The sequence below is a fragment of the Streptomyces sp. PsTaAH-137 genome, from assembly GCF_003259365.1.
Lineage (GTDB): Bacteria > Actinomycetota > Actinomycetes > Streptomycetales > Streptomycetaceae > Streptomyces.
Window position 1 is genome coordinate 278,280 of the sequence record NZ_QLLY01000005.1, and the last position, 20,644, is coordinate 298,923.

The 20,644-nt window shown below is 74.6% G+C and carries 16 protein-coding genes; 12 read left to right on the forward strand and 4 right to left on the reverse strand.

Annotated features, from left to right (window positions below):
• Nucleotides 1-23 precede the first annotated feature (23 nt).
• Nucleotides 24-380 (reverse strand): ANTAR domain-containing protein, encoded by a 357-nt coding sequence (locus K377_RS42235; RefSeq protein ID WP_258395031.1) that lies wholly within the window; start codon nucleotides 378-380, stop codon nucleotides 24-26.
• Between the two features lie 245 nt (nucleotides 381-625).
• Here K377_RS42235 and K377_RS13060 point away from each other — a divergent pair, with 245 nt between their 5' ends.
• The 3 genes from K377_RS13060 to K377_RS13070 all read left to right on the forward strand — a co-directional run bounded on the left by K377_RS13060 (nucleotide 626) and on the right by K377_RS13070 (nucleotide 2,850).
• Entirely contained in the window at nucleotides 626-1,585 is a 960-nt protein-coding gene (locus tag K377_RS13060) for a helix-turn-helix transcriptional regulator (protein ID WP_111663455.1), read from the forward strand.
• Nucleotides 1,586-1,647: 62 nt separating this feature from the next.
• Entirely contained in the window at nucleotides 1,648-1,989 is a 342-nt protein-coding gene (locus tag K377_RS13065) for an ANTAR domain-containing protein (protein ID WP_111663456.1), read from the forward strand.
• An 87-nt stretch (nucleotides 1,990-2,076) separates the two neighbouring features.
• Entirely contained in the window at nucleotides 2,077-2,850 is a 774-nt protein-coding gene (locus K377_RS13070) for an NAD(P)H-dependent oxidoreductase (protein ID WP_111663457.1), read from the forward strand.
• Between the two features lie 5 nt (nucleotides 2,851-2,855).
• Here the strand turns inward: K377_RS13070 and K377_RS13075 are convergent, their stop codons facing one another.
• Nucleotides 2,856-3,296 (reverse strand): GNAT family N-acetyltransferase, encoded by a 441-nt coding sequence (locus tag K377_RS13075; protein ID WP_111663458.1) that lies wholly within the window; start codon nucleotides 3,294-3,296, stop codon nucleotides 2,856-2,858.
• 103 nt (nucleotides 3,297-3,399) lie between these two features.
• Between K377_RS13075 and K377_RS13080 the strand changes: the two genes are divergently transcribed.
• Complete coding sequence (locus tag K377_RS13080; RefSeq protein WP_111663459.1) at nucleotides 3,400-4,425, forward strand: YihY/virulence factor BrkB family protein; 1,026 nt, start codon at nucleotides 3,400-3,402, stop codon at nucleotides 4,423-4,425.
• A gap of 108 nt (nucleotides 4,426-4,533) precedes the next feature.
• The gene (locus K377_RS13085) at nucleotides 4,534-5,934 is read left to right on the forward strand and encodes an AMP-binding protein (RefSeq protein ID WP_111663460.1); all 1,401 of its coding nucleotides are present in this window, start codon (nucleotides 4,534-4,536) and stop codon (nucleotides 5,932-5,934) included.
• Here K377_RS13085 and K377_RS13090 read toward each other — a convergent pair.
• Nucleotides 5,858-7,297 carry an MFS transporter gene (locus K377_RS13090; RefSeq protein WP_111663461.1) on the reverse strand — a complete coding sequence of 480 codons (1,440 nt, stop codon included), beginning with the start codon at nucleotides 7,295-7,297 and terminating at the stop codon, nucleotides 5,858-5,860. The two genes, K377_RS13085 and K377_RS13090, sit on opposite strands and share 77 nt — an antisense overlap.
• 221 nt (nucleotides 7,298-7,518) lie before the next feature.
• Here K377_RS13090 and K377_RS13095 point away from each other — a divergent pair, with 221 nt between their 5' ends.
• The 6 genes from K377_RS13095 to K377_RS13120 all read left to right on the forward strand — a co-directional run bounded on the left by K377_RS13095 (nucleotide 7,519) and on the right by K377_RS13120 (nucleotide 17,831).
• The gene (locus K377_RS13095) at nucleotides 7,519-9,264 is read left to right on the forward strand and encodes a fatty acyl-AMP ligase (RefSeq protein ID WP_111663462.1); all 1,746 of its coding nucleotides are present in this window, start codon (nucleotides 7,519-7,521) and stop codon (nucleotides 9,262-9,264) included.
• Nucleotides 9,261-13,325 carry a type I polyketide synthase gene (locus K377_RS13100; RefSeq protein ID WP_111663463.1) on the forward strand — a complete coding sequence of 1,355 codons (4,065 nt, stop codon included), beginning with the start codon at nucleotides 9,261-9,263 and terminating at the stop codon, nucleotides 13,323-13,325. Before K377_RS13095 ends, K377_RS13100 begins: the two co-directional genes overlap by 4 nt.
• Nucleotides 13,326-13,353: 28 nt before the next feature.
• Nucleotides 13,354-14,370: an alpha/beta hydrolase family protein gene (locus tag K377_RS13105; protein ID WP_111663464.1), complete on the forward strand. Its 1,017-nt coding sequence runs from the start codon at nucleotides 13,354-13,356 to the stop codon at nucleotides 14,368-14,370.
• Nucleotides 14,371-14,406: 36 nt separating this feature from the next.
• On the forward strand, nucleotides 14,407-15,696 hold the full coding sequence (ccrA, locus tag K377_RS13110; protein ID WP_111663465.1) for a crotonyl-CoA carboxylase/reductase: 1,290 nt from the start codon (nucleotides 14,407-14,409) through the stop codon (nucleotides 15,694-15,696).
• A 164-nt stretch (nucleotides 15,697-15,860) separates the two neighbouring features.
• Nucleotides 15,861-17,045 (forward strand): CdaR family transcriptional regulator, encoded by a 1,185-nt coding sequence (locus K377_RS13115; protein WP_111663466.1) that lies wholly within the window; start codon nucleotides 15,861-15,863, stop codon nucleotides 17,043-17,045.
• 90 nt (nucleotides 17,046-17,135) lie between these two features.
• Nucleotides 17,136-17,831: a type 1 glutamine amidotransferase domain-containing protein gene (locus K377_RS13120; RefSeq protein WP_111663467.1), complete on the forward strand. Its 696-nt coding sequence runs from the start codon at nucleotides 17,136-17,138 to the stop codon at nucleotides 17,829-17,831.
• Nucleotides 17,832-17,849: 18 nt separating this feature from the next.
• Here the strand turns inward: K377_RS13120 and K377_RS13125 are convergent, their stop codons facing one another.
• Nucleotides 17,850-19,256 carry a DEAD/DEAH box helicase gene (locus K377_RS13125; RefSeq protein ID WP_111663468.1) on the reverse strand — a complete coding sequence of 469 codons (1,407 nt, stop codon included), beginning with the start codon at nucleotides 19,254-19,256 and terminating at the stop codon, nucleotides 17,850-17,852.
• A 158-nt stretch (nucleotides 19,257-19,414) separates the two neighbouring features.
• Here K377_RS13125 and K377_RS13130 point away from each other — a divergent pair, with 158 nt between their 5' ends.
• Nucleotides 19,415-20,632: a hypothetical protein gene (locus tag K377_RS13130; protein ID WP_111663469.1), complete on the forward strand. Its 1,218-nt coding sequence runs from the start codon at nucleotides 19,415-19,417 to the stop codon at nucleotides 20,630-20,632.
• Nucleotides 20,633-20,644: the final 12 nt, after the last annotated feature.

Consider the following 20,644-nt stretch of genomic DNA (forward strand, 5'->3'; position numbering starts at 1 on the left):
CCCGGCCGGGGAGAGCACGGGGGTCAGCCGGACCGTTCCATGCCTCCGTCGCCTCCGTCGCCTCCGTCGCCTCCATCGCCTTCCGCCGGGTCCCGGGCGCGGAGCATCGCCGCGTCGAGGGCCTGCCGCGCGCTGTCGGGCAGTTCACCGCCGGCGGTCCAGGCGACGATCCGCTCGGCGATCTCCCGCAGTTTCGTGTTCGTATGCTGCGAGACCTCTCGGAGCACACTCCAGCCCTGCTCGGGAGTGAGTCCGCCGAGGGCGATGACCACACCGATCGCCTGGTCGACGACGCTGTGCGAAACGATGGCCTGCTGCAGCTGACGGACCTCGTCCTGCAGTCCGGTGGCCTTGGGACACCGGTCGTCCTGACGCGTCACCTTGCAGCGCGCCTCCGTTCCTGTTCCCGCGCCTGCGCGCGCCTCGTCGTGGTGCCGTTCACACCACGGGCACAACTCTGCCCAGCGGAGCCCCACGACACGACACGGCAAACGAAAGACGCAGGTCGGGGCTGTCCAGAAAACGAAGCGGACAGGACTCCGCTCGGGGGATCGCGTGGCGGTGGCGCCGCCCTCGGTCATATTCTCCTGCCGAGACGGCACGGTGGAGGACGAGGAGAGGCGGCATGGACACCCTGCACTTCGACAGCAGCGACCTCGAGGTGACGGAGGATTTCCTCTCGCGCAACTACGCGCGGATGCGGATCGGCAACGGCACCCCGGAGACCGGCCGCGCCCGGATCCGGCGTGACGCGATGCCGGGCGTGACCGTCGACGAGCTCGACCTCGACTTCGACATGAGCTACGCCGTGACGCCGTTGCAGAAGATCTGTCTGTGTCTCGTGCACGAGGGCACCATCCGGGACCACGGGTTCGCGAAGGTCGAGGACGCCTTCGGCCCCGGCGACGTCGTCTCCTTCGCGCCGCCCGAACTGCCCTACCAGGGGCGGATCTGCGCCGCCCGCTACAACATCACCATGCTCGATCCGGAGCTGCTGACCAGGGTCGCCGCCACCGATCCGCGGGCCGCCCCCGGTCCCGTCCGGCTGCTCGACCACCGGCCGACCTCCGACGCCGCGGCCTCCTATCTGCGGCGGACCGTCATCCACGTACGCGACCACGTGCTCGGCGATCCGGCCACGGCGGCCGAGCCGTTGATCGTGTCGACGGCCGCCCAGCACCTGGCCGCGAGTGTGCTGGCCGCCTTCCCGAACACGGCGCTCACCGAGCCCACCGGGACGGACCGCCACGACGCGCATTCGGCGACGCTGCGCCGCGCCGTCGCGCACATCGACGAGCACGCGCACGAGGCGCTCACCGTGGCGGAGATCGCCGCGGCGGCCCATGTCACCATCCGCGCCCTGCAGTACGCGTTCCGCCGCCACCTGGACACGACGCCGCTCGCGCATCTGCGCCGGGTCCGTCTGGAGCGGGCGCACGCCGACCTGCGGGACGCCGATCCGACGACGGGCGTGACGGTCACGGGCATCGCCGCCCGCTGGGGCTTCTACCACCCGGGCCGCTTCGCGACGCTCTACCGCGACACCTACGGGCGGCCGCCGCTCCACACCCTGACCGACCGCTGAACAACGCCTCCTCCGCCCGCCTTTCTCCGTCCCGCCCCCCCCTTGCCCCCGGAGGTAGCGCCTTGCAGCCCGACGCCCGTGACACACAGCCCGGCTCCGACGACGGCACCGAGCCGTCGGCGCCGACCGTGGCGCGGATGGAGGACGAGATCGCCCACCTGCGCCGCGAGATGTCCTCGCACGCCGGGATCGACCAGGCCGTCGGCGTGATCCTCACGATGGGCCGGATGACGCCCGCCGAGGCCCTGGACGCGCTGCGCGAGGTCTCCGCGAGCACCGGCGTCCGGGCCGACCGCCTGGCCCGGATGCTGATCGACTTCCCCCGCACCGGCACGCTTCCCGCCGCGGTCCGGCAGGAACTGGAACGCCAGGTGGTCCTGCGCCGGGCACCGGACGAGCGGTGACCCCTTGGCGGCACTGGCCAGATTCTTTTGGTTCATGGCCGTCTGGCCACTGACCGGGCCCGGGGCCGGGCGCGCACGATCGGAGGCATGAACATCCTCTGGGTCTTCGCCCATCCCGAACAGCGCTCCCTCAACGGCTCCTTGATGACCGACGCGCTCCGCACCCTCGACGGGCTCGGGCACGCGTACGAGGTCTCCGATCTGTACGCCATGAAGTGGAAGGCGGTGCTCGACGCCGACGACTTCGGCCCCCCGCCCGCCGACGGGGAGCGGCTGTTCGTCGGGGCCGCACAGGAACGCGCGTACGCGGGCGGTGAGTTGAGTGCCGACATCCGCGGGGAGATCGAGAAGCTGGCGCGGGCCGATGTGGTGGTCCTGCACTTCCCCCTGTGGTGGTTCGGGCCGCCGGCCATCCTCAAGGGGTGGTTCGACCGGGTCCTGGTGCAGGGTCTCGGGTTCGGGGTGAAGGCGCCGGACGGGCACACCCGCCGCTACGGCGACGGCGGCCTGGCCGGGAAGCGGGCGCTGGTCGTCACGTCGGTGGGCGCCCGGCCGTCCGGGTTCGGGCCGCGCGGGATCCACGGGCACGTGGACGAGGTGCTGTTCCCGCTGCTGCACGGCACGTTCTGGTACACGGGGATGGCGCCGCTCGCGCCGTTCGTGGTGTACGGCGCCGACCGGCACGACCCGGCGGACACGGCCCGGACCTCCGCCGCGCTGCGCGAGCGGCTGCGCACGCTGCCCGACGAGGAACCCCTGGCGTACCGCGCCGAGGCGGGCGGCGGGTACGACGAGGGTCTGGTGCTGCGCCCGGATCTCGCACCGGGCCGCGCGGGGCTCGGCGTCCATCTGCGGCCCTGACCGCCTCAGGCCGTCTTGCGCACCATGAATACGTCCACCGGGTCCTCGGACTCGACGGTGAATCCGAGCCGTTCGTACAGGCGTCGGGCCTGGCTGCCCTGCAACACGTTCAGCCGGACCGGGACGCCGTCCCGGTCGCAGCGGTCGAGGAGGTGGGTGAGGACGGCCGTGCCGATGCCGCTGCCCTGGAGGTGGGGCGCGAGGAAGAAGTGCTCCAGCCAGCGGCAGTCCTCGGCCGGGCGCAGCGCGACGCATCCGGCGAACGCGCCGCCGACCTCGATCACCCAGGCGTACGCGGGCTCGAAACCGTCCCGGAACCGCTGCCGCACCCGGTGCGGATCGAAGCGGCCGAGCCGCTCCAGATCGGGGCGCATCACGACGGCCCGCAGCTCGACGATCGTCTCGACATCCGCCTCTTGAGCAGGTCTTGTCTCCCAGTCCGCCATGACGGTGACCCTACCGGGGGCGCTCGTGGGCCGGCCGACGCGTGCGCGGCGCCGTCGGGGGCACCCGGAGCGCAGAACGGCCCCAGCAGCCCGAGGAGGCGCCATGACCGGTGACCGGAACAGTGACGAGGCGCGGGAAGACCGGTCGGGGTCGCGGGAGCCGCGTGAACCGACCGATCTGCCCGCCCGCTCGTGGTGGGCCGTGGTGCGCCGCACGGCCAGGGAGTTCATCGACGACGATCTGCCCGACAAGGCCGCCTCCCTCACCTACTACGGGGTGCTGTCGCTGTTCCCCGCGCTGCTGGTGCTGATCTCCGGGCTGGGCGTCATCGGCGAGACGGCGACGAAGAGCGTGCTCGACAATCTGCGCCATCTCGCTCCGGGGCCGGTACGGGATCTGCTGGGCAACGCCGTCGTGGAACTCCAGGGCGCCGGTGGTTCGAGCGGGGTCGTCGCGGTGGTGAGCCTGGTGGCGGCCATCTGGTCGGCGTCCGGTTACGTCGGGGCGTTCATCCGCACCGCCAACGCCGTGTACGACCTCCCCGAGGGCCGCCCGGTGTGGAAGGTGACACCGCTGCGGCTGGCGCTGACGGTGACGTTGATGGTGCTGCTCGCGGTCAGCGCGACGATCGTCGTGTTCACGGGGCCGCTGGCGCGCCGGGCCGGGGAGGCGATCGGTGCCGGGGACGTCGCGGTCACCACCTGGAACATCGCGAAGTGGCCGGTGCTGCTGGTCCTTGTGGCGCTGATGGTGGCGCTGCTGTTCTGGCGTGCGCCCAACGTCCGTGGCGGCGGCTTCCGCTGGCTGAGCCCGGGCAGCGTGGTGGCGGTGCTGCTGTGGCTGCTGACCTCGGGCGCGTTCGCCCTGTACGTGGCGGGGTTCAGCTCGTACAACAAGACGTACGGCACGCTGGCCGGCGTCATCATCTTCCTGGTCTGGCTGTGGCTGTCGAATCTGGCGATCCTGCTCGGCCTGGAATTCGACGCGGAGCTGGCCCGGCAGCGCGCCATCTCCGGCGGGCTGCCGGAGGGGCAGGAGCCCTACGTGGAGCCGCGCGACACCCGCAAGTGGCCGCCGAAGCTGCGCCGCAGGGCCCGGTTCGGCGACGGTCCGCAGAACGCCGGGTAGACCCGGCGGCGGCCCCCTACGTCTTGTCACCGTGCTGACAAGGCCGCACCGACACGTTCGGGGTGCGCGCACAAGAGGCGGTGGTGGGGGCTGCGGCACCATCCGTGCATGACGGACGTGTTCGCGCGACGCCCCGAGGACGAGCCGGGTCTGCGGTTCTACGCGGACGGGGTGCCGCCGTCCCTGTCGGTGCCCCGGGTACCGCTGTCCGCGCTGCTGGACGACGCGGCCCGCCGCTTCGGGTCCCGCACGGCGCTGTCCCACCACGGCCGCAGGACCGGATACCGCGCGCTGCGCCGCTCGACGGTGCGGGTCGCGGCGGCTCTTGAACGGCTGGGGGTGCGGCGGGGCACCTGGGTGCTCACGCTGCTGCCGGACTGCCCGGAGCTGGTCGTGCTGTGCCAGGCCGCCTGGCGTCTCGGCGCGGTCCTGGTGCCGTGGCATCCGGCGGACCACCGGTCGGCGGGCGCCGTCCTCGCGGGCCGGGCGGGGCCGGTGGTCGTCGCGGTGCCGCGCGAGCCGGACGCCGAGACCGTCAAGGCGTGGGGCTGCGAGGTGCTGGTGACGGTGGACGTCCCCGGGCCCCGCCCCGCGCCGTCCGGCGCCGTCGGCCGCCCGCGGGTGAGGCGTCAGCCGAGCCCGGTCGTGGTCCGCTGGCGGGACCTCGACCGCAGCCGCACGGGAGCGCTGCCCGAGGTGCGGGACCGGCCGTGGTCGCGCGGCCCGGAGCCCGACGACATCGCGGTGATCCGGTACAGGCGTGGCGGCGCCCCGGTCGCGCTGTGCCACCGGCATCTGATGGCGGCCGCGCATCAACTGGCCGCCTGGTATCCGGAGTTGTCCCGGCGTCGGGGACGGCTGCTCTCGCTGGCGCCGCTGTGGACGGTGCGGGGGCTCGTCCTCGGGACGCTGGCGGCGCCGTTGGTCGGGGCGCGCACCGTCCTGGTGCCGGATCCGGCTCCGGCGGCGGTGCTGCGGGCCGCACGCCGGGCCGCGCCGACCGTGCTCGCGGCGCCGCCCGCCACCCTGGTCCGGCTCCTGGAGCGTCCCGCGCACGAGCGGGAGGCGCTCGCCACGGTGCGCGCGGTGCTCACCGCACCGCTGGACGCGGCGACCGGGCGGCGGGTGCGGGAGACGTTCGGCGCCCGGATCGTGGAGGCGTACGGGCCGGACGCGGCCTGCGGTGTCGCGCTCGCCAACCCGCCGACGGCGGACGCCCGTTCGGGCACGGCGGGGCTCGCGCTGCCCGGCACCCGGGTGCGGATCGCGGTGGAGGGGAACCTCGCGGCGGACGCGCTGCCGGGCGACGCCGGTGAGCTGTTGCTGCGCGGCCCCCAGGTCAGCAGGCTCCGCGTCGGGGAGGTCGAGGACGTGCTGCCGGACGGCTGGCTGCGGACGGGGCGGCTCGCGGTGCGCGGGCCCGACGGATTCGTCACGCTCCTCGGCGACTCCACCGGGGCCGCCGGCGTCGGCGGTTCCGGTGGCGTCCCGGGCGGCGGAGCGCGATGAGGGTCACCAGCGCCCCGAACAGGACGCATCCGGCGGCCAGTTGGAGTCCGTTGTCGTAGCCGTCGAGGAAGGCGGCACGCGGGTCGGCGCCGTCGCGCAACGCCCCGCGTTCGGTGCGGGTGAGCACGATGCCGACGAGAACGACGCCGAACACGCCGCTGATCTCGCGTGCCGCACTGACCAGGCCCGACGCCATGCCGGTGCGGGTGGCGGGGACGCCCGCGACGGAGCGAACGGTCAGCGGTGTGGTGAGCGCCGAGCCGACGCCGATCAGCAGCAGCCCCGGCTGCAGTTCCGCGTACGTGGCGTGCGCCCCGGTGCGGGAGACGAGGACGAGGCCCGCCGCGACCAGGGCGAGCCCTGCGGCGATGGACCGGTGCGCGCCGAGGAGGCGGGCCGCGCGCTCCGCGAACGGCGTGCAGACCAGCAGGGCTCCGGCCAGCGGCAGGAACGCGAGGCCCGCCTTCACCGGGGAGAAGCCGAGCACGTGCTGGAGGTAGAGGGCGGTGAAGAAGAAGACTCCGTTGACGCCGATGCCCCACAGCACCTGCGCCGCGACCCCGCCGACGAGGAACCGGTCGCGCAGCATCCGCAGGTCCACCACCGGGAGGAAGGTGCGGGTCTCGACCACCAGGAAGGCCGCCCCGGCCGCCGCCGCCAGCCACAGGCACAGCGGGACGGGCGGGGTGCTGAAGGTGTCCTCGCCGCCTTTGACCAGGGCGTAGGTCAGGAGGAACAGGGCGAGCGCGGAGAGGGCGACGCCGGGCAGGTCCAGGAGGGCGGGCAGGCGCGCGGCGCGTTGCCCGCGGGCGGCGGGGACGGCGGGGACGAGCAGCAGGGCGAGCACCCCGAACGGCACGTTGAGCAGGAACACCCAGTGCCAGCCCCAGTGTTCGGTGACGAAGCCGCCGATGACCGGGCCGAGCGCGAGGGCGATGGCCAGCGAGGCCGTCCACAGCCCGACGGCGGTGGCGCGGCGCCGGGCCGGCAGGTCGGCGGCGACGACCGCGAGGGACGCCGGGATGACGAGAGCGGCTCCGGTGCCCTGCACGGCGCGGGCCGCGACGAGCGTGGTGCCGCTGTCCGCGAGGGCGGCCGCCGCGGAGGCGAGGGTGAACACGGCGAGGCCGGCGGCGAGCACCGGGCGGCGCCCGACGAGGTCGGTGAGCCGGCCGCCGGCCAGCAGCAGCGCCCCGAACGACAGGACGTAGCTGGTGGCGACCCACTCCAGGCCGGCGACCGAGAGCCCCAGGTCGTCCTGCACGCTGGGCAGCGCCACGTTGATGACGGTGTTGTCGAGCGTGGTGAGGAATCCGGCCAGGGACAGCAGGAGGAGCAGCGCCGACAGTCGTCCCCGGTGCATGTGCCGCTCCCCTTCCGCCTGGCCCGTCGGACACCGGGATTGTCCGGGCCGGAGCGGCGGTCGCACTGCTGCGCGGGATGCCCATTCGGGGTGCGCGGCTTGTCATCCGGCTGACATCCGGTGCCGCGCGAACTGTCACCGCCTCGTCTTTCTGCCGCACGCGCCGAAGCGGAACCTTGGGCCTCTGCCCCACCGTCCGTCACCTCCGTGGAGTTGCCGTCATGACCTCCCCGACGACTGACCCGACCGCCTGCGCCCCGGCCGGCGGGCCGCCCGAGGACGCGCCGCTGCTCACCGACCGGCTGCGTCACTGGGCGGCCGAGCGTGCCGCCCGCCGGGCCTTCACCCAGGTCGACTTCCCCGAGCCGCACTCCCCCGGTGTGCACCGGACCCTGGGCTGGCGCTCCCTGGAGGAGCGGGCCCGCGCGGTCGCCGGGCTCCTCGCGCGGACGGTGCGCCCGGCGGACCGGGTCGCGCTGCTGCTGCCGCAGGGCCTCGACTACGCGGTGGCGTTTCTGGGGTGCCTGTACGCGGGGGTCGTCGCGGTGCCGCTCTTCGGCCCCGGACTGCCGGGCCACGAGGGGCGGTTGGCGGCGGTTCTGGCGGACTGCGAACCGGCCTGTGTGCTCACCGACGGTCCGTCGCGGGGTTCCGTGGAGGCGTTCGTCGACGGCCGGATCCCCGTACTCGACACCAGCGGGGCGGGCCCGGCCCCGGCGGCGGACGAGCTGCCGCGGCCGGCGGGCGACGACGTGGCGTATCTCCAGTACACGTCGGGCTCCACCCGCAGCCCGTCCGGGGTGATGGTGACGCACGCGAACGTCGTCGCCAACGCCCGGCAGGCGGTGACGGCGTTCGGCGCCGCGGCGGGCCGCACCACGACGGTCGGCTGGCTGCCGCTCTTCCACGACATGGGTCTGGTGCTGAGCGTGGCCGCGCCCGTGTACGCGGGGTTCTCCTCGGTGCTGCTCGACCCGGTGGCGTTCCTGGAGCGGCCGGTGCGCTGGCTGCGGCTGCTCGGCGGCTATCCGGGGACGATCAGCGCGGCGCCCAACTTCGCGTACGACTACTGCGTCTCGCGCGTCGACGCGGAGGAGCTGGCCGGGCTGCGGCTCGACCGGGTGGCGGCGCTGCTCAACGGCAGCGAACCGGTGCGGCCCAACACCCTTGAGCGGTTCCGGACGGTGTTCGCCGCCGCGGGGCTCGCGCCACAGGCGGTGTGTCCCGCGTACGGGCTCGCGGAGGCGACCGTGTTCGTGACGGCGGCCGACCGTACGGAGCCGTCGGTGACGGTGGAGTGCGACGCGGCGGCGCTCGCGGCGGGCCGGATCGAGCCGGGCGGGACCGCGCGCCTGGTCGACTGCGGCCGTCCGGTCGGCCAGGAGGTGCGGATCACGGACCCGGACACGGGCACGGAGCTCGGCGCGGACCTGGTCGGGGAGATCGTGGTGCGCGGGCCGAACGTCGGCGCGGGCTACTGGAAGCAGCCCGAGCGCTCGGCGGAGACGTTCCGCGGCGGATGGCTGCGCACCGGCGATCTGGGGGCGCTGCACGACGGGCGGCTGCTGGTGACGGGCCGCCTCAAGGACCTCATCGTCGTCGACGGCCGCAATCACTATCCGCAGGACGTGGAGGAGACCGTGCAGTCCGTGGTGGAGCTGGTGCGCCGGGACCGGCTCGCGGCCTTCCTCGTCCCGCACTCCGGCGGCGCCGACGAGGGCGAGGAGCTGGTGGTCGTCGCCGAGGCGCGGCGCGACGCGGCTCCGGAGGAGGCGTCGGTGCGGGCGGCTGTCGCGGCGGCGCGCGGCGAGGTCGCCGCCCGGCACGGGCTGCGCCTCGCCGCGCTGCTGCTCGTCCCGGCGGACTCGGTGCCGCGCACGTCGAGCGGGAAGGTGGCGCGGGCGGCGTGCCGGGAGCGTCTCCTCGCCGGAGATCTCCGGCCGTTCCCGGCGGGGGTGACGGAGTGAACGGCCGGGGCGACGGGACGGGCGGTGCCGAAGGGATCCGCGAGCTGCTGGTCACCCGGCTCGGCGCCTGGTACGGAGTCGCGCCCGAGGAGGTGACGGACGACCGGCCGCTCGCCGAACTGGGCCTCACCTCGCGCGACGCCGTCGCGCTCACGGCACTGCTCGGGGAGGCGGTGGGGCGGCGGCTGCCCGCGACCCTGCTGTGGGAGTCGCCGACCCCGGCCGCGCTGCTGGCGGCGCTGACCGAACCCGAGGAGCCGGTCCAGGACAACGCACCTTCCCACCAAGGAAGTTCACCGGTCGCCGTCGTCGGTCTCGGCTGTCGCTTCCCCGGCGGCGCCGACTCCCCGGCCGCGTACTGGCGGCTGCTCACCGAGGAGCGGGACGCCGTCACGACGGTGCCCGAGGGCCGCTGGGATCCCTTCGTGCCGCCGGGCTCGGAGCTGCCCGCCGGACTGTCCCGGCACGGCGGCTTCCTCCGTGACGACAGGGGCGATCAACTGGCTGCTTTCGACGCCGAGTTCTTCGGGATCGGCGTGGACGAGGCCGTCGCGCTCGATCCGCAGCAGCGGCTGCTCCTGGAGGTGGCGCGGGAGGCGCTCGACCACGCGGCGCTGCCCGCGCCCTCGCTCGCGGGCTCGCGGACCGGGGTGTTCGTCGGGGTCAGCGGCACCGAGTACGCCCATCTCACAGCGGCCCGGCCGGAGTCGGTGACCCCGTGGACCGCGTCGGGCGGCGCGCTGAGCGTGACCGCGGGCCGGCTGTCGTACCTGCTGGATCTGCGGGGCCCCTCCCTGGCCGTGGACACGGCGTGCTCCTCGTCGCTGGTGGTCGTCGACCACGCGGTGCGCAGTCTGGCGGAGGGCACGTCGGACGTGGCGCTCGCGGCCGGGGTGAACGTGCTGCTGTCGCCCGCCGTGACGCTCGGTTTCCAGCGGGCGGGCGCGCTGGCGGCGGACGGCCGCTGCAAGGCCTTCGACGCCGCCGCCGACGGCATGGTGCGCGGGGAGGGCTGCGGGGTCGTCGTCCTCAAGCGGCTCGCGGACGCGGAGCGGGACGGTGACCGGATCCTCGCCGTGATCACCGGTACCGGAGTGAACAGCGACGGCCGGTCGAACGGCCTGACCGCGCCGAACGGCTCCGCGCAGCGCGCCCTCGTTCGCCAAGTGCACGGCTCCGGAGGCCCGTTGGTCGACTACGTGGAGGCGCACGGAACCGGCACGCCGCTCGGCGACCCGGTCGAGGCTGCCGCGCTCGGCGCCGCGCTCGGCCGGGGCCGCCTTCCTCGACAGCCGCTGCTGCTCGGCTCGGTGAAGACGAACCTCGGGCATCTGGAGGCCGCCGCCGGGATCGCCGGCCTCATCAAGACGGTGCTCGCCCTGCACCACGACGAGCTGCCGCCGCAGCTGCACTTCACCGCGCCGGGACCGCACCTGGACCTCGACGCGCTCGGCCTGCGGGTCGTCGCGGAGCCCGAGCCGTGGCCCCGCTACTCGGGCACGGCGACGGCGGGCGTATCCGCGTTCGGGTTCAGCGGCACCAACGCGCATGTGGCGCTCGCCGAGCACCGGGTCCCGCCCGGGGCGGACGCCGGTCCGGCGGACCGGCCGTCGGTACTGCTGCTCGACGCGCCGACCCCTTCCCGGCTGCGCGCCCAGGCGGGCGAGCTGGCGGACTGGCTCGACTCCCCCGGCAGCGGTCCGGCCCGCCTCACGGACCTCGGCACGACCCTGGCGGGCCGGACCGGCCGGGGCCGGGCGCGGGCGGCCGTCGTGACCCACGACCGGGCCGGGGCGGCGACCGCCCTGCACCGCTTCGCCGCCGGATCCCCGGACGCCCGTCTCGTCACGGTGGACCGGCCGCCGCTGCGCGCGGGTGCCCCGGGCCCGGTCTGGGTGTTCTCCGGCTACGGCTCGCAGTGGCCCGGCATGGGCCGTCGGCTCCTCGCATCGGAACCGGTGTTCGCGGCCACCGTCGACCGGCTCGAACCCGTCCTGCGCGAGCACGCCGGAGTGTCCCTGCGCGCCGCGACCGAACCCGGCGCCGACCTGTCGTCGCCCGACGTCGTCATGCCCGTCCTGTACGGGCTTCAGGTCGCGCTCGCCGAGCTGTGGCGGTCCTACGGGGTCGAGCCCGCGGCGGTCATCGGGCACTCGCTCGGCGAGATTGCGGCGGCCGTCGCCGCGCAGGCCCTCGACCCGACGACGGGCGCGCGCATCGTCGCCGTGCGGTCCCGGCTCCTCGCGACGCTGCGCGGCGGCGCGATGGCCGTGGTCGATCAGCCGGCCGACGCCGTCGCCGACGTGGCGGGCACGCTGCCGTCGGTGCACATCGCGGTGCACGCCTCGCCCGAGCAGTGCGTGGTCACCGGTTCGGCCGACGACGTGGCGGCGCTCGTCGCCCGGGTCACCGCCGACGGGGGCTTCGCGCGGACCCTGCCGGTGACCGCGGCGGGGCACTCGCCGGACGTGGAGCCGCTGCTCGACGAGTTCGCCTGGGAGCTGGGCACGGTGTCCTGCGCGCCCCCGCTGTGCCGACGCTACTCCACGGTCCTGGACGATCCGCGGGCCGGCGATCCCTGCGACACGGCGTACTGGCGGCACAACCTGCGCCGTCCGGTGCGGTTCGCGCAGGCGGTGCGCGCGGCGGCCGACGACGGGCATCGCGTCTTCGTCGAAGTCGCCCCGCATCCGACGCAGTTGCATCCGCTGACCCGCACCCTGGAGGCGGCGGGCGCGCCGGACGCGCTGATCGTGCCGACGCTGCGCCGCGGCACCGACGACGCGGTCGCGTTCCGCACCTCGCTCGCGACGCTGCTCGTGCACGGGGTGCCGGTGCCGTCGGCGCGCGAGACGCTGCACCCCGGCGGACGGATCGTCGACGTGCCCTCGCCGCGGTGGCGGCACCGGCGGTTCTGGTTCGGCGAGACACCCGAGACGCCCGAGACCCCTGAGCCGGACACCGAGGGGGTTCGCGCCACGCCTCTGGACCGGTTGCGGGCCGTGGTCGCCGGGGTGATGGGCTTCGGGCCCGACCGTCTCGACCCGGACGTGCCGCTCACCGAGCTGGGCCTCGACTCCCTCACCGCCGTCCGCATCAGGACCGCCGTGGAGCGGGAGTTCGGGGTGGAGGTGGAGCCGGGCGCGCTGCTGCGGCGGGGGACGCTGCGGGGCGTCGCGGAGCTGCTGGACGGCGGGCCCGGCACGGCCTCACCCCTCCTCCCCGATCCCTCCGTGCCCGCCGCGCACTCCGGCACGCCCGGTCTCCTGCGCACGTTCCCCGGCGACGGCCCCGGTGCCCCGCTGTTCCTGTGCCATGCCGCGGGGGGTTCGAGCGACGTGTACGGGCGGCTCGCGGCGCGGCTCGACGGGCGGCGCCCGGTGTTCGGCTTCGACCGGGTCGAGCGGCCCGACGACGTGCGGGCCCGGGCCGCCGAGTTCGCGTCCCGCATCCGTGCGATCCGGCCCGCGGGTCCGTGGGCGGTGGGCGGCTGGTCGTACGGCGGGCTCGTGGCCCAGGAGACCGCGCGGCTGCTGTCCCGGCACGGCACGGTGCCGGCGCTCGTCCTCGTCGACTCGGTGCTGCCGCTCCCGGCGCCGCCGGCCCGGACCCCGGCCGACGAGGCACGGCGCCGCTTCGCGGACTTCGCCGCGTACATCGCCGCCACCTATGGAGCCGAACTCAGGCTCCCCTATGAGGACTTGGGGGCGCTGGACGACACCGGGCAGGTCGACCTGGTCCTCAAGCTCCTGGAACAGGCCGTCGAGCTGCCCGCGTCGGTGCTCGCGCATCAGCGGACCTCGTACCTCGATCTGCGCAGCGGTGAACGGCACACCCCGGGCCCCTACGCGGGGCGCACCCTGCTGTACCGGGCGACGCTGCCCGCGCCGCACACGGTGCGCGACGCCCGCTACGAGCGCACCGACACAGCGCTCGGCTGGGACGCGTACTGCACCGATCTCACCGTCACCCCGCTCACCGGGCACCACCTGGCGCTGCTCGATCCGCCGGTGGTCGACGATCTCGCCGCCGCCCTGACCCGCGACCTCGCCACCAACTGACCCGTACCCCATTGCACTTGGAGTCCTCATGCGCCGTCCCCGCAGACCGGCCCGCGCCCGCTCGACCGCGCTCGTGGCCGCCGTCGCCCTCTTCGCCACCGGCGGCGCGCTCGGCGCCTCGACGGCGCAGGGCGCGCCGGTGACGGCCGTCGGGCAGGGGGTACGGGCCGCCGACGGGGCCACGATCGTCGGGCAGACCTGGCTGGACGACCGGACGGTCGATCTGACCGTCCGCTCCCCCGCCGTGGGCGCCGACGTGCCGGTGCGGGTGCTGCTGCCCGCCTCCTACGCGAGCGCGCCCGACCGGGAGCGGCCCGTCCTCTATCTGTTGCAGGGCGCGCACGACGACTACACGTCGTGGACGCGGGAGACGGACATCGAGACGTTCCTCGCCGACCAGGACGTCATCACCGTCATGCCGTCCTCGGGGCCGACCGGGATCCCCACCGACTGGTGGAATCTCGGGCGGAGTTCGCCCGACTACGAGACGTTCCAGGTCGACGAGGTGATGCATCTGCTGCGCGGCGCGTTCCACGCGGGCGAGCGGCGGGCCGTCGCTGGGGTGTCCACCGGCGGGTACGGCGCGCTGGCGTTCGCGGCGCGCAGGCCCGGCACGTTCGCCGCGGCCGCCTCGTACAGCGGCGTCCTCGACACGACCGCGCTCGGCATGGTCACCGTCGTGAGCGCGATCGTGGCCCGGGAGCTGCAACTGCCCGGCATGTTGTGGGGCAACGCGATCCTGCAGCGCGCGAACTGGACCGCGCACAACCCGTACGCCCTGGCCGACCGGCTCAAGGGCACTCGCCTGTACCTCTCGCAGGGCAGCGGCATCCCCAGCACCGACTTCGGGAACCTCGAAGGCGGCGTCCTGGAGGGCACGTTGTGGGGACAGGCGAAGCAGTTCACCGCACGCCTGGCGGCGCTGGGCGTGCCCGCGCAGACCCATCTGTACCAGGGCGGCACGCACGGCTGGTCGTCCTGGCAGGGCGAGTTCGAGGCGTCGTGGCCGACGCTCGCCGCGGGCCTCGGACTCACCGGCAACTGACCCCTCCGCCACACCCTCACGCCCGGAAGGAACGTCATGGAACTCGATCCGCTCGCCGAAGCGGTACTGGCCGACGCGCCGCCCGACACCCTCGGCCGGTTACCGGTACCGGACGACTACGTGGCCGCGCACCTGCGGGCCGAGGACGTCGGCACGTTCACCGGTGTCGACGACAAGGACGTCCGCAAGTCGATCCACGTCGGCCGGGTCCCGATGCCCGAACTCGCCCCGGACGAAGTGTTGGTGGCGGTGCTCGCCAGCGGCATCAACCACAACACCGTGTGGTCGGCGATGTTCGAGCCGCTGTCCACCTTCTCCTTCCTGCGCAAGTTCGGCCGCGACGGCGGCTGGGCGGCACGGCATGACGCCCCGCAGCACGTCATCGGCTCGGACGCGGCCGGAGTGGTCGTGCGCGCGGGCGCGGGCGTGCGGCGCTGGCGGGTCGGCGACCGGGTGGTCGTCTCACCCGTGTACGTCGACGACGAGGACCCGGCGACGCACGCCGACGGGATGCGCGGCGCCTCACAGCTCGCCTGGGGCTTCGAGACGAACTTCGGCGGCCTCGCCCACTACTGCGTCGCCCGCGCCAACCAACTCCTGCCGAAACCAGCCCACTTGACGTGGGAGGAGGCGGCCAGCAACCCGCTGTGCGCGGGCACCGCGTACCGGATGCTCGTCAGCGAGCGGGGCGCCCGGATGAAGCAGGGCGACGTCGTCCTCATCTGGGGCGCCGCGGGCGGCCTCGGCGCGTACGCGGCGCAGCTCGTGCGCGGCGGTGGCGGTATCGCCGTCGGTGTCGTCGGCAGCGAGGAGAAGGCGCGCGCGGCGCGGGAGTTCGGCTGCCACGTCGTGATCGACCGGCGCGAGATCGGCCTCGACGGCGGGGTGCCCGAGGACCCGTCCGTGCCGGGGCGCCGCCTCGGCGCGCTGATCAGGAAGGAGGTCGGCGAGGACCCGCACATCGTCTTCGAGCATGTCGGCCGGGCGACCTTCGGCGTGTCCGTGTACGTGGTCGGGCGCGGCGGCACTGTGGTGACGTGCGGCTCGACCACCGGCTACCAGCACGAGTTCGACAACCGCTACCTGTGGATGCGGCTCAAGCGCGTCATCGGCAGCCACGGCGTCAACCTCGACGAACTGGCCGCCATGCAGCGCCTGGTGGAGCTGGGCCGGCTGCGGCCCGCGCTGTCGGTGACGTACCCGCTGGAGGAGACGGCGGAGGCGGCCCGCCTCGTGCAGAGCGGACGGCACATCGGCAAGGTCGGGGTGCTGGCGCTCGCACCGCGGACCGGACTCGGAATCAGCGGGCCCGCGCCGGTTTCCTAGGGGCCGGTGAGCATGGGGGCCGACAGAACTGTCAGATACATGACACCGTTCGGCGCGGCGGGAGGTTACGTCTGGCGCCGGGGGCGCGGGGACACCACCATGGCGTACCCCCGCAGAACCCCTACAGATTCCCCCCAGGATCCCCGCCTCTGCTGGAGACCCCCATGACCACCGCTCTGGCGCATCCGTTCCCCTCCGCGCCTCCCCCGCACGAGCTGCGCCGCCTGCTCGGCCGGTACGTCCCGGCCGCCGTGGCGGAGATGGAGCACGAGGTCACCGCCCGGCTCCCCGCCTATGCCGACGCGTTCAACCGCACCAGGGACTTCACGGTGCACCGGGTCGTCGACCGGACCGTGCACCTGTTCCTCGCCGCGCTCGGGGCGCCCGGGCCCGGCGCGGCAGCCCCGCTGTCGGACCTCACCGCCCTCTACGAGCGGCTCGGCGCCCAGCACTGCCGGTCCGGCCATCCGGTCGACACGCTGGGCACGGCCCTGGGCGTCGCGGGCCAGGTGGCCCGTCGGCGGCTGATCAGGGCCGCGTACCGGTTCCACTGGCCGGAGTCGACACTCGGGTGCCTGATCGAGACGACGTTCGTGCTGATCCGCGCGGCGACCGAGTCCGCGCTTGCCGGCTTCGCCCAGGAGGACGGGCCGCGCTCGGCGCTCGACGGGCGGCGGGCGCGGCTGCGGGACGCGCTGGTCGCGGACCTCCCCGTCGACGGCGCCTCGCTCACCGCGCTCGCCGAGGCGGCCGCCTGGCCGTTGCCGGACGCGGTGGCGGTGGTCGCCCTGCCACCGGGCACGGTGCCCCGCGCGGCGGCGCTGCCCGACGAGGTGCTGGTGCAGGACGCGCCCGACGCGCCGTATCTGATCCTGCCCGGCGAGCGCGCCGGGCTTCCGCTGCCGCGCACGAGGGGCGCCGCGCTCGGCCCGCTGGTGCCGGTCGGCCGGGCCGCCGACTCGCTGCGCTGGGCGCGGCACGCCGTCGAGCTCGTGCGCCGCGGTGTGCTGCCCGCGGGCCGGCCGCTGCGCTGCGCCGACCATCTCGGCACGCTCACCGCCTCGCGGGCTGGCGATCTGCTGGACGCGGCGGCCGTCCGGACCCTGGGACCGCTGCTGGAACTGCCCGAGCGGCGCCGGGCCCCGCTGCTGCGCACCCTGTTCGCCTACCTCGACAGCGGCGACAACGCCGTCGTGACGGCCCGGCGCCTGTACGTCCACGAGCAGACGGTGCGCTACCGGCTGCGGCAGATCGCCGCGGTGACCAGGGACGCCCAGCCGAGCGGGCAGGGCCGCCTGGAGACGATGCTGGTGCTCGCGCGGTTGCTCGGGGGCGGAGCCACCTCGTAGCTCCTCTCCGGTGGAACACGGGGGCGGATCGGTTTTACGGTCGAGGTGACCGATCCTCGTACCCCCTCGCGGAACACGGAGCTGACCCCCATGTCGAAGATTCTTTTCGTCGTCACCGGCGCGGACCACTGGACCCTCGCCGACGGCACCCCGCACCCCACCGGCTTCTGGGCCGAGGAGGCCGCCGCCCCGTACGAGGCGTTCAAGGCCGCGGGCCACGAGGTCGTCGTCGCCACGCCCGGCGGAGTCGTGCCCACCGTGGACCAGGGAAGCCTCGCGCCGGAGATGAACGGCGGCCAGGAGGGCGCCGACCGGATCGCGCGCGCACTCGACACCATGACGGAGCTGCGGTCGCCGCTGAAGCTGGAGGAGGTGGACCTCGACGACTACGCCGCCGTCTTCTACCCGGGCGGTCACGGGCCCATGGAGGACCTCGCCGTCGACGCCGACTCCGGCGCGCTGCTGACGGCCGCCCTCGACTCCGGCAAGCCGCTCGGCGTCGTCTGCCACGGCCCGGCCGCCCTGCTCGCCGCGACGCGCGAGGACGGCACGAACGTGTTCCGGGGCTACGAGGTCGCCGCGTTCACCAACGAGGAGGAGACGCAGGCCGGTCTCGCGGACCGGGCGAAGTGGCTCCTCCAGGACCGGCTCACCGAGGCCGGGGTACGGGTCCTCGTGGGCGAGCCTTGGGCGCCGAAGGTGGTCACCGACCGCAACCTCGTCACCGGCCAGAACCCGGCCTCCTCGGCGCCGCTCGCCACGGAACTGCTCAAGCGGCTGGGCTGACCGCCCGCCGTCGAGCCGTCAGCCGCCGCGCCGCACCCGGGCCGCCTTGCGGGCCTCGGCCAGTTTGCGGGCCTCGCTCGACTTGCGGGACGACCTGCCGCCGGAACCGGAACCGGCCCCGGAGTTGCTCTTGTCCTTCCTGCTGCCCAGGCCCCGGAACGGCTCGTTGTGGTTCTTGGGCCGGGCCGCGGCGGGACCGCCGTCGAGCGGGACGCCGGAGGGCTTGCGGGCGCCGGTGATCCGGCTCAGTTCCGCCTCGCCGGAGCGCACCTTGGTGGTCGTGGCCCGGACCCCGGCCTCCGCCAGCACCCGGCTCGCCTCCCGGCGCTCGCCCGAGAGCACCAGGGTGACGACCGTGCCGGAGCGGCCGGCCCGGGCCGTGCGGCCCGCCCGGTGCAGATAGTCCTTCGGGTCCGTCGCCGGGGAGACGCTGACCACCAGGTCGAGATCGTCGATGTGCAGCCCGCGCGCCGCGACATTGGTCGCGACCAGGGCGGTGACCTGCCCGTTCTTGAACTGCGCCAGGGTGCGGGTGCGCTGCGGCTGGGCCTTGCCGCTGTGCAGGCCCGCGGCGGCGACCCCGCTGGCCCGCAGATGGCGGGTGAGCTGGTCGACGCCGTGCTTGGTGTCCAGGAACATCAGGACGCGGCCGTCGCGGGCGGCGATCTCCGTGGCCACGGCGTACCGGTCCGGTCCGTGCACGAGCAGGACGTGGTGCGCGATGGCGTCGACGGCTCCGGCCGACGGGTCGACCTCGTGGACGGCGGGGTCGTGGAGGTAGCGGGCGACCAGTGAGTCGACGTCGCGGTCGAGGGTGGCCGAGAACAGCATCCGCTGCCCGTCGGGACGCACCTGGTCCAGGGCCTCGGTGACCTGCGGCAGGAATCCCATGTCGCACATCTGGTCGGCCTCGTCCAGGACCGTGATGCGCACCCGGTCCAGACGGCAGTCCTTGCGCTGGATCAGGTCGTGCAGCCGGCCGGGCGTCGCGATCACGATCTCGGCGCCCTCCCGCAGCGCGGCGGACTGCCGGCCGATGGAGACACCGCCGACGACGGTCGCCAGCCGCAGCTTCAGCGCCTGCGCGTACGGGGCGAGCGCCTCGCCGACCTGCTGTGCCAGCTCCCGCGTGGGCACCAGGACGAGCACGAGCGGCTGCTTGGGCTGTGCGCGGCGTCCGGCCGTGCGGGCGAGCAACCCCAGGCCGAAGGCGAGCGTCTTGCCCGATCCGGTGCGCCCGCGGCCGAGCACGTCCCGGCCCGCCAGCACGTTCGGCAGCGCGGCCGCCTGGATGGGGAACGGCTCGCTCACCCCGTGTTCGTCGAGCGTGCGCAGCACCTCGGCCGGCAGCCCCAGCTCCGCGAAGGACGCCACCGGCGGCAGCGCGGGCGTGGGAGTGGAGTCGGCGCGTGCTGATTCGCTCACGGGGAGCCTTCCTCTGAGGGGAACCGTACCGAGGAGGGCGCGGCGGGAGAACAGATCACGCTAGCACGGGTCCGGGGCGCGCCCGCCCGGAGCGGGAACGACCGCGACGCTCGCCCCGTATCCGGGCATAAAGCGACTTACTGGGATTCCATGGAGGGATGCCGCACCTCACGATCAGCCGCCGTGCCTTCACCGCCCTGCTGACGGGCTGCGCCCTGGCGGGCTGCTCGTCGGGAGGATCGGGGCCGGCCTCCGGCGGATCGACGCGGGACGCCGTCGGACGCGCGTACACGTTCCTGGACCGGCGGGTCGACGAGGCGGCGGGCACTCCCGGCGGGCTGCCCCGGAGCTACACCGGCGGGTACATGGCGCGCCATCACTCCACGGTGGCCTTCACCTACGACGTCGCGCTCGTGATCATCGCGTACTGCATGCGGGGCAGGGACGCGGACCTGGACCGGGCCGCCGCGCTCTCCCGCACCCTGGTGGCGCTCCAGGAGCAGGACGCCGAGGACGACGGAAGGCTGCGCCAGTCCTACGCGTCGGGTCGCCCGTCGGCGGGGGCGAGGGTGCCGGAGGCCGCCGCCGACGACGTCTTCACCGGGACCCTGGCCTGGGCGGGCCTCGCCCTGCTGCACGCGCACAAGGCCACGGACACGGCCGCGTTCCGCTCGGGAGCCCTGCGTGCCGCGCAATGGATCCAGGACACCACCTTCCGCTCGTCGGGCACCGCCGGGTACGCGGGCGGACTCACCGCCGCCGGGAAGAAGGTGGCCTGGCGGTCCAGTGAGCACAACGCCGATGTCGCCGGGTTCTTCCGGGCGCTCGGCAGCGCGGTGGACGACGACGCCTGGGGCGGCCGGGCCGACACCGCGGTGGCCTTCCTCGACGCCATGTGGGACGCGGACCGCGGCGCCTTCTGGACCGGCACCGGCACCGACGGCAGCACGGTGAACCGCAGCCCGGTGCCGGAGGACCCGCAGACCTGGTCGTACCTGGCCACCCGCGACAACCGCCATGCGACGTCCCTGGACTGGGCGCTGCGGCACCTCGCGGCGAAGGACAACGGCTTCGTCGGGGTGTCGGTCAGCGACGCCGACACCTCGAAGGTGTGGTTCGAGGGGACCGGCCACCTCGTGTGCGCGCTGCGAGCCAGGAACGGCGGCGGGGACGCGGCGCGGGCCGACCGGCTCCTCGCCTCCCTGCGCAGGGCGCAGTCCGACGCGCCGGGCGCGGACGGGTACGGGCTGGTGGCGGCCTCGTCCGACGGCCTGGACACGGGCGACGGCGACCGGCTCTACGCCAGTCTGCACACCGGGACCACGGCCTGGTTCGCCCTGGCCGGGCAGCGTGCCAATCCGTTCGTACTGGGCTGATCCCCCGGCCGC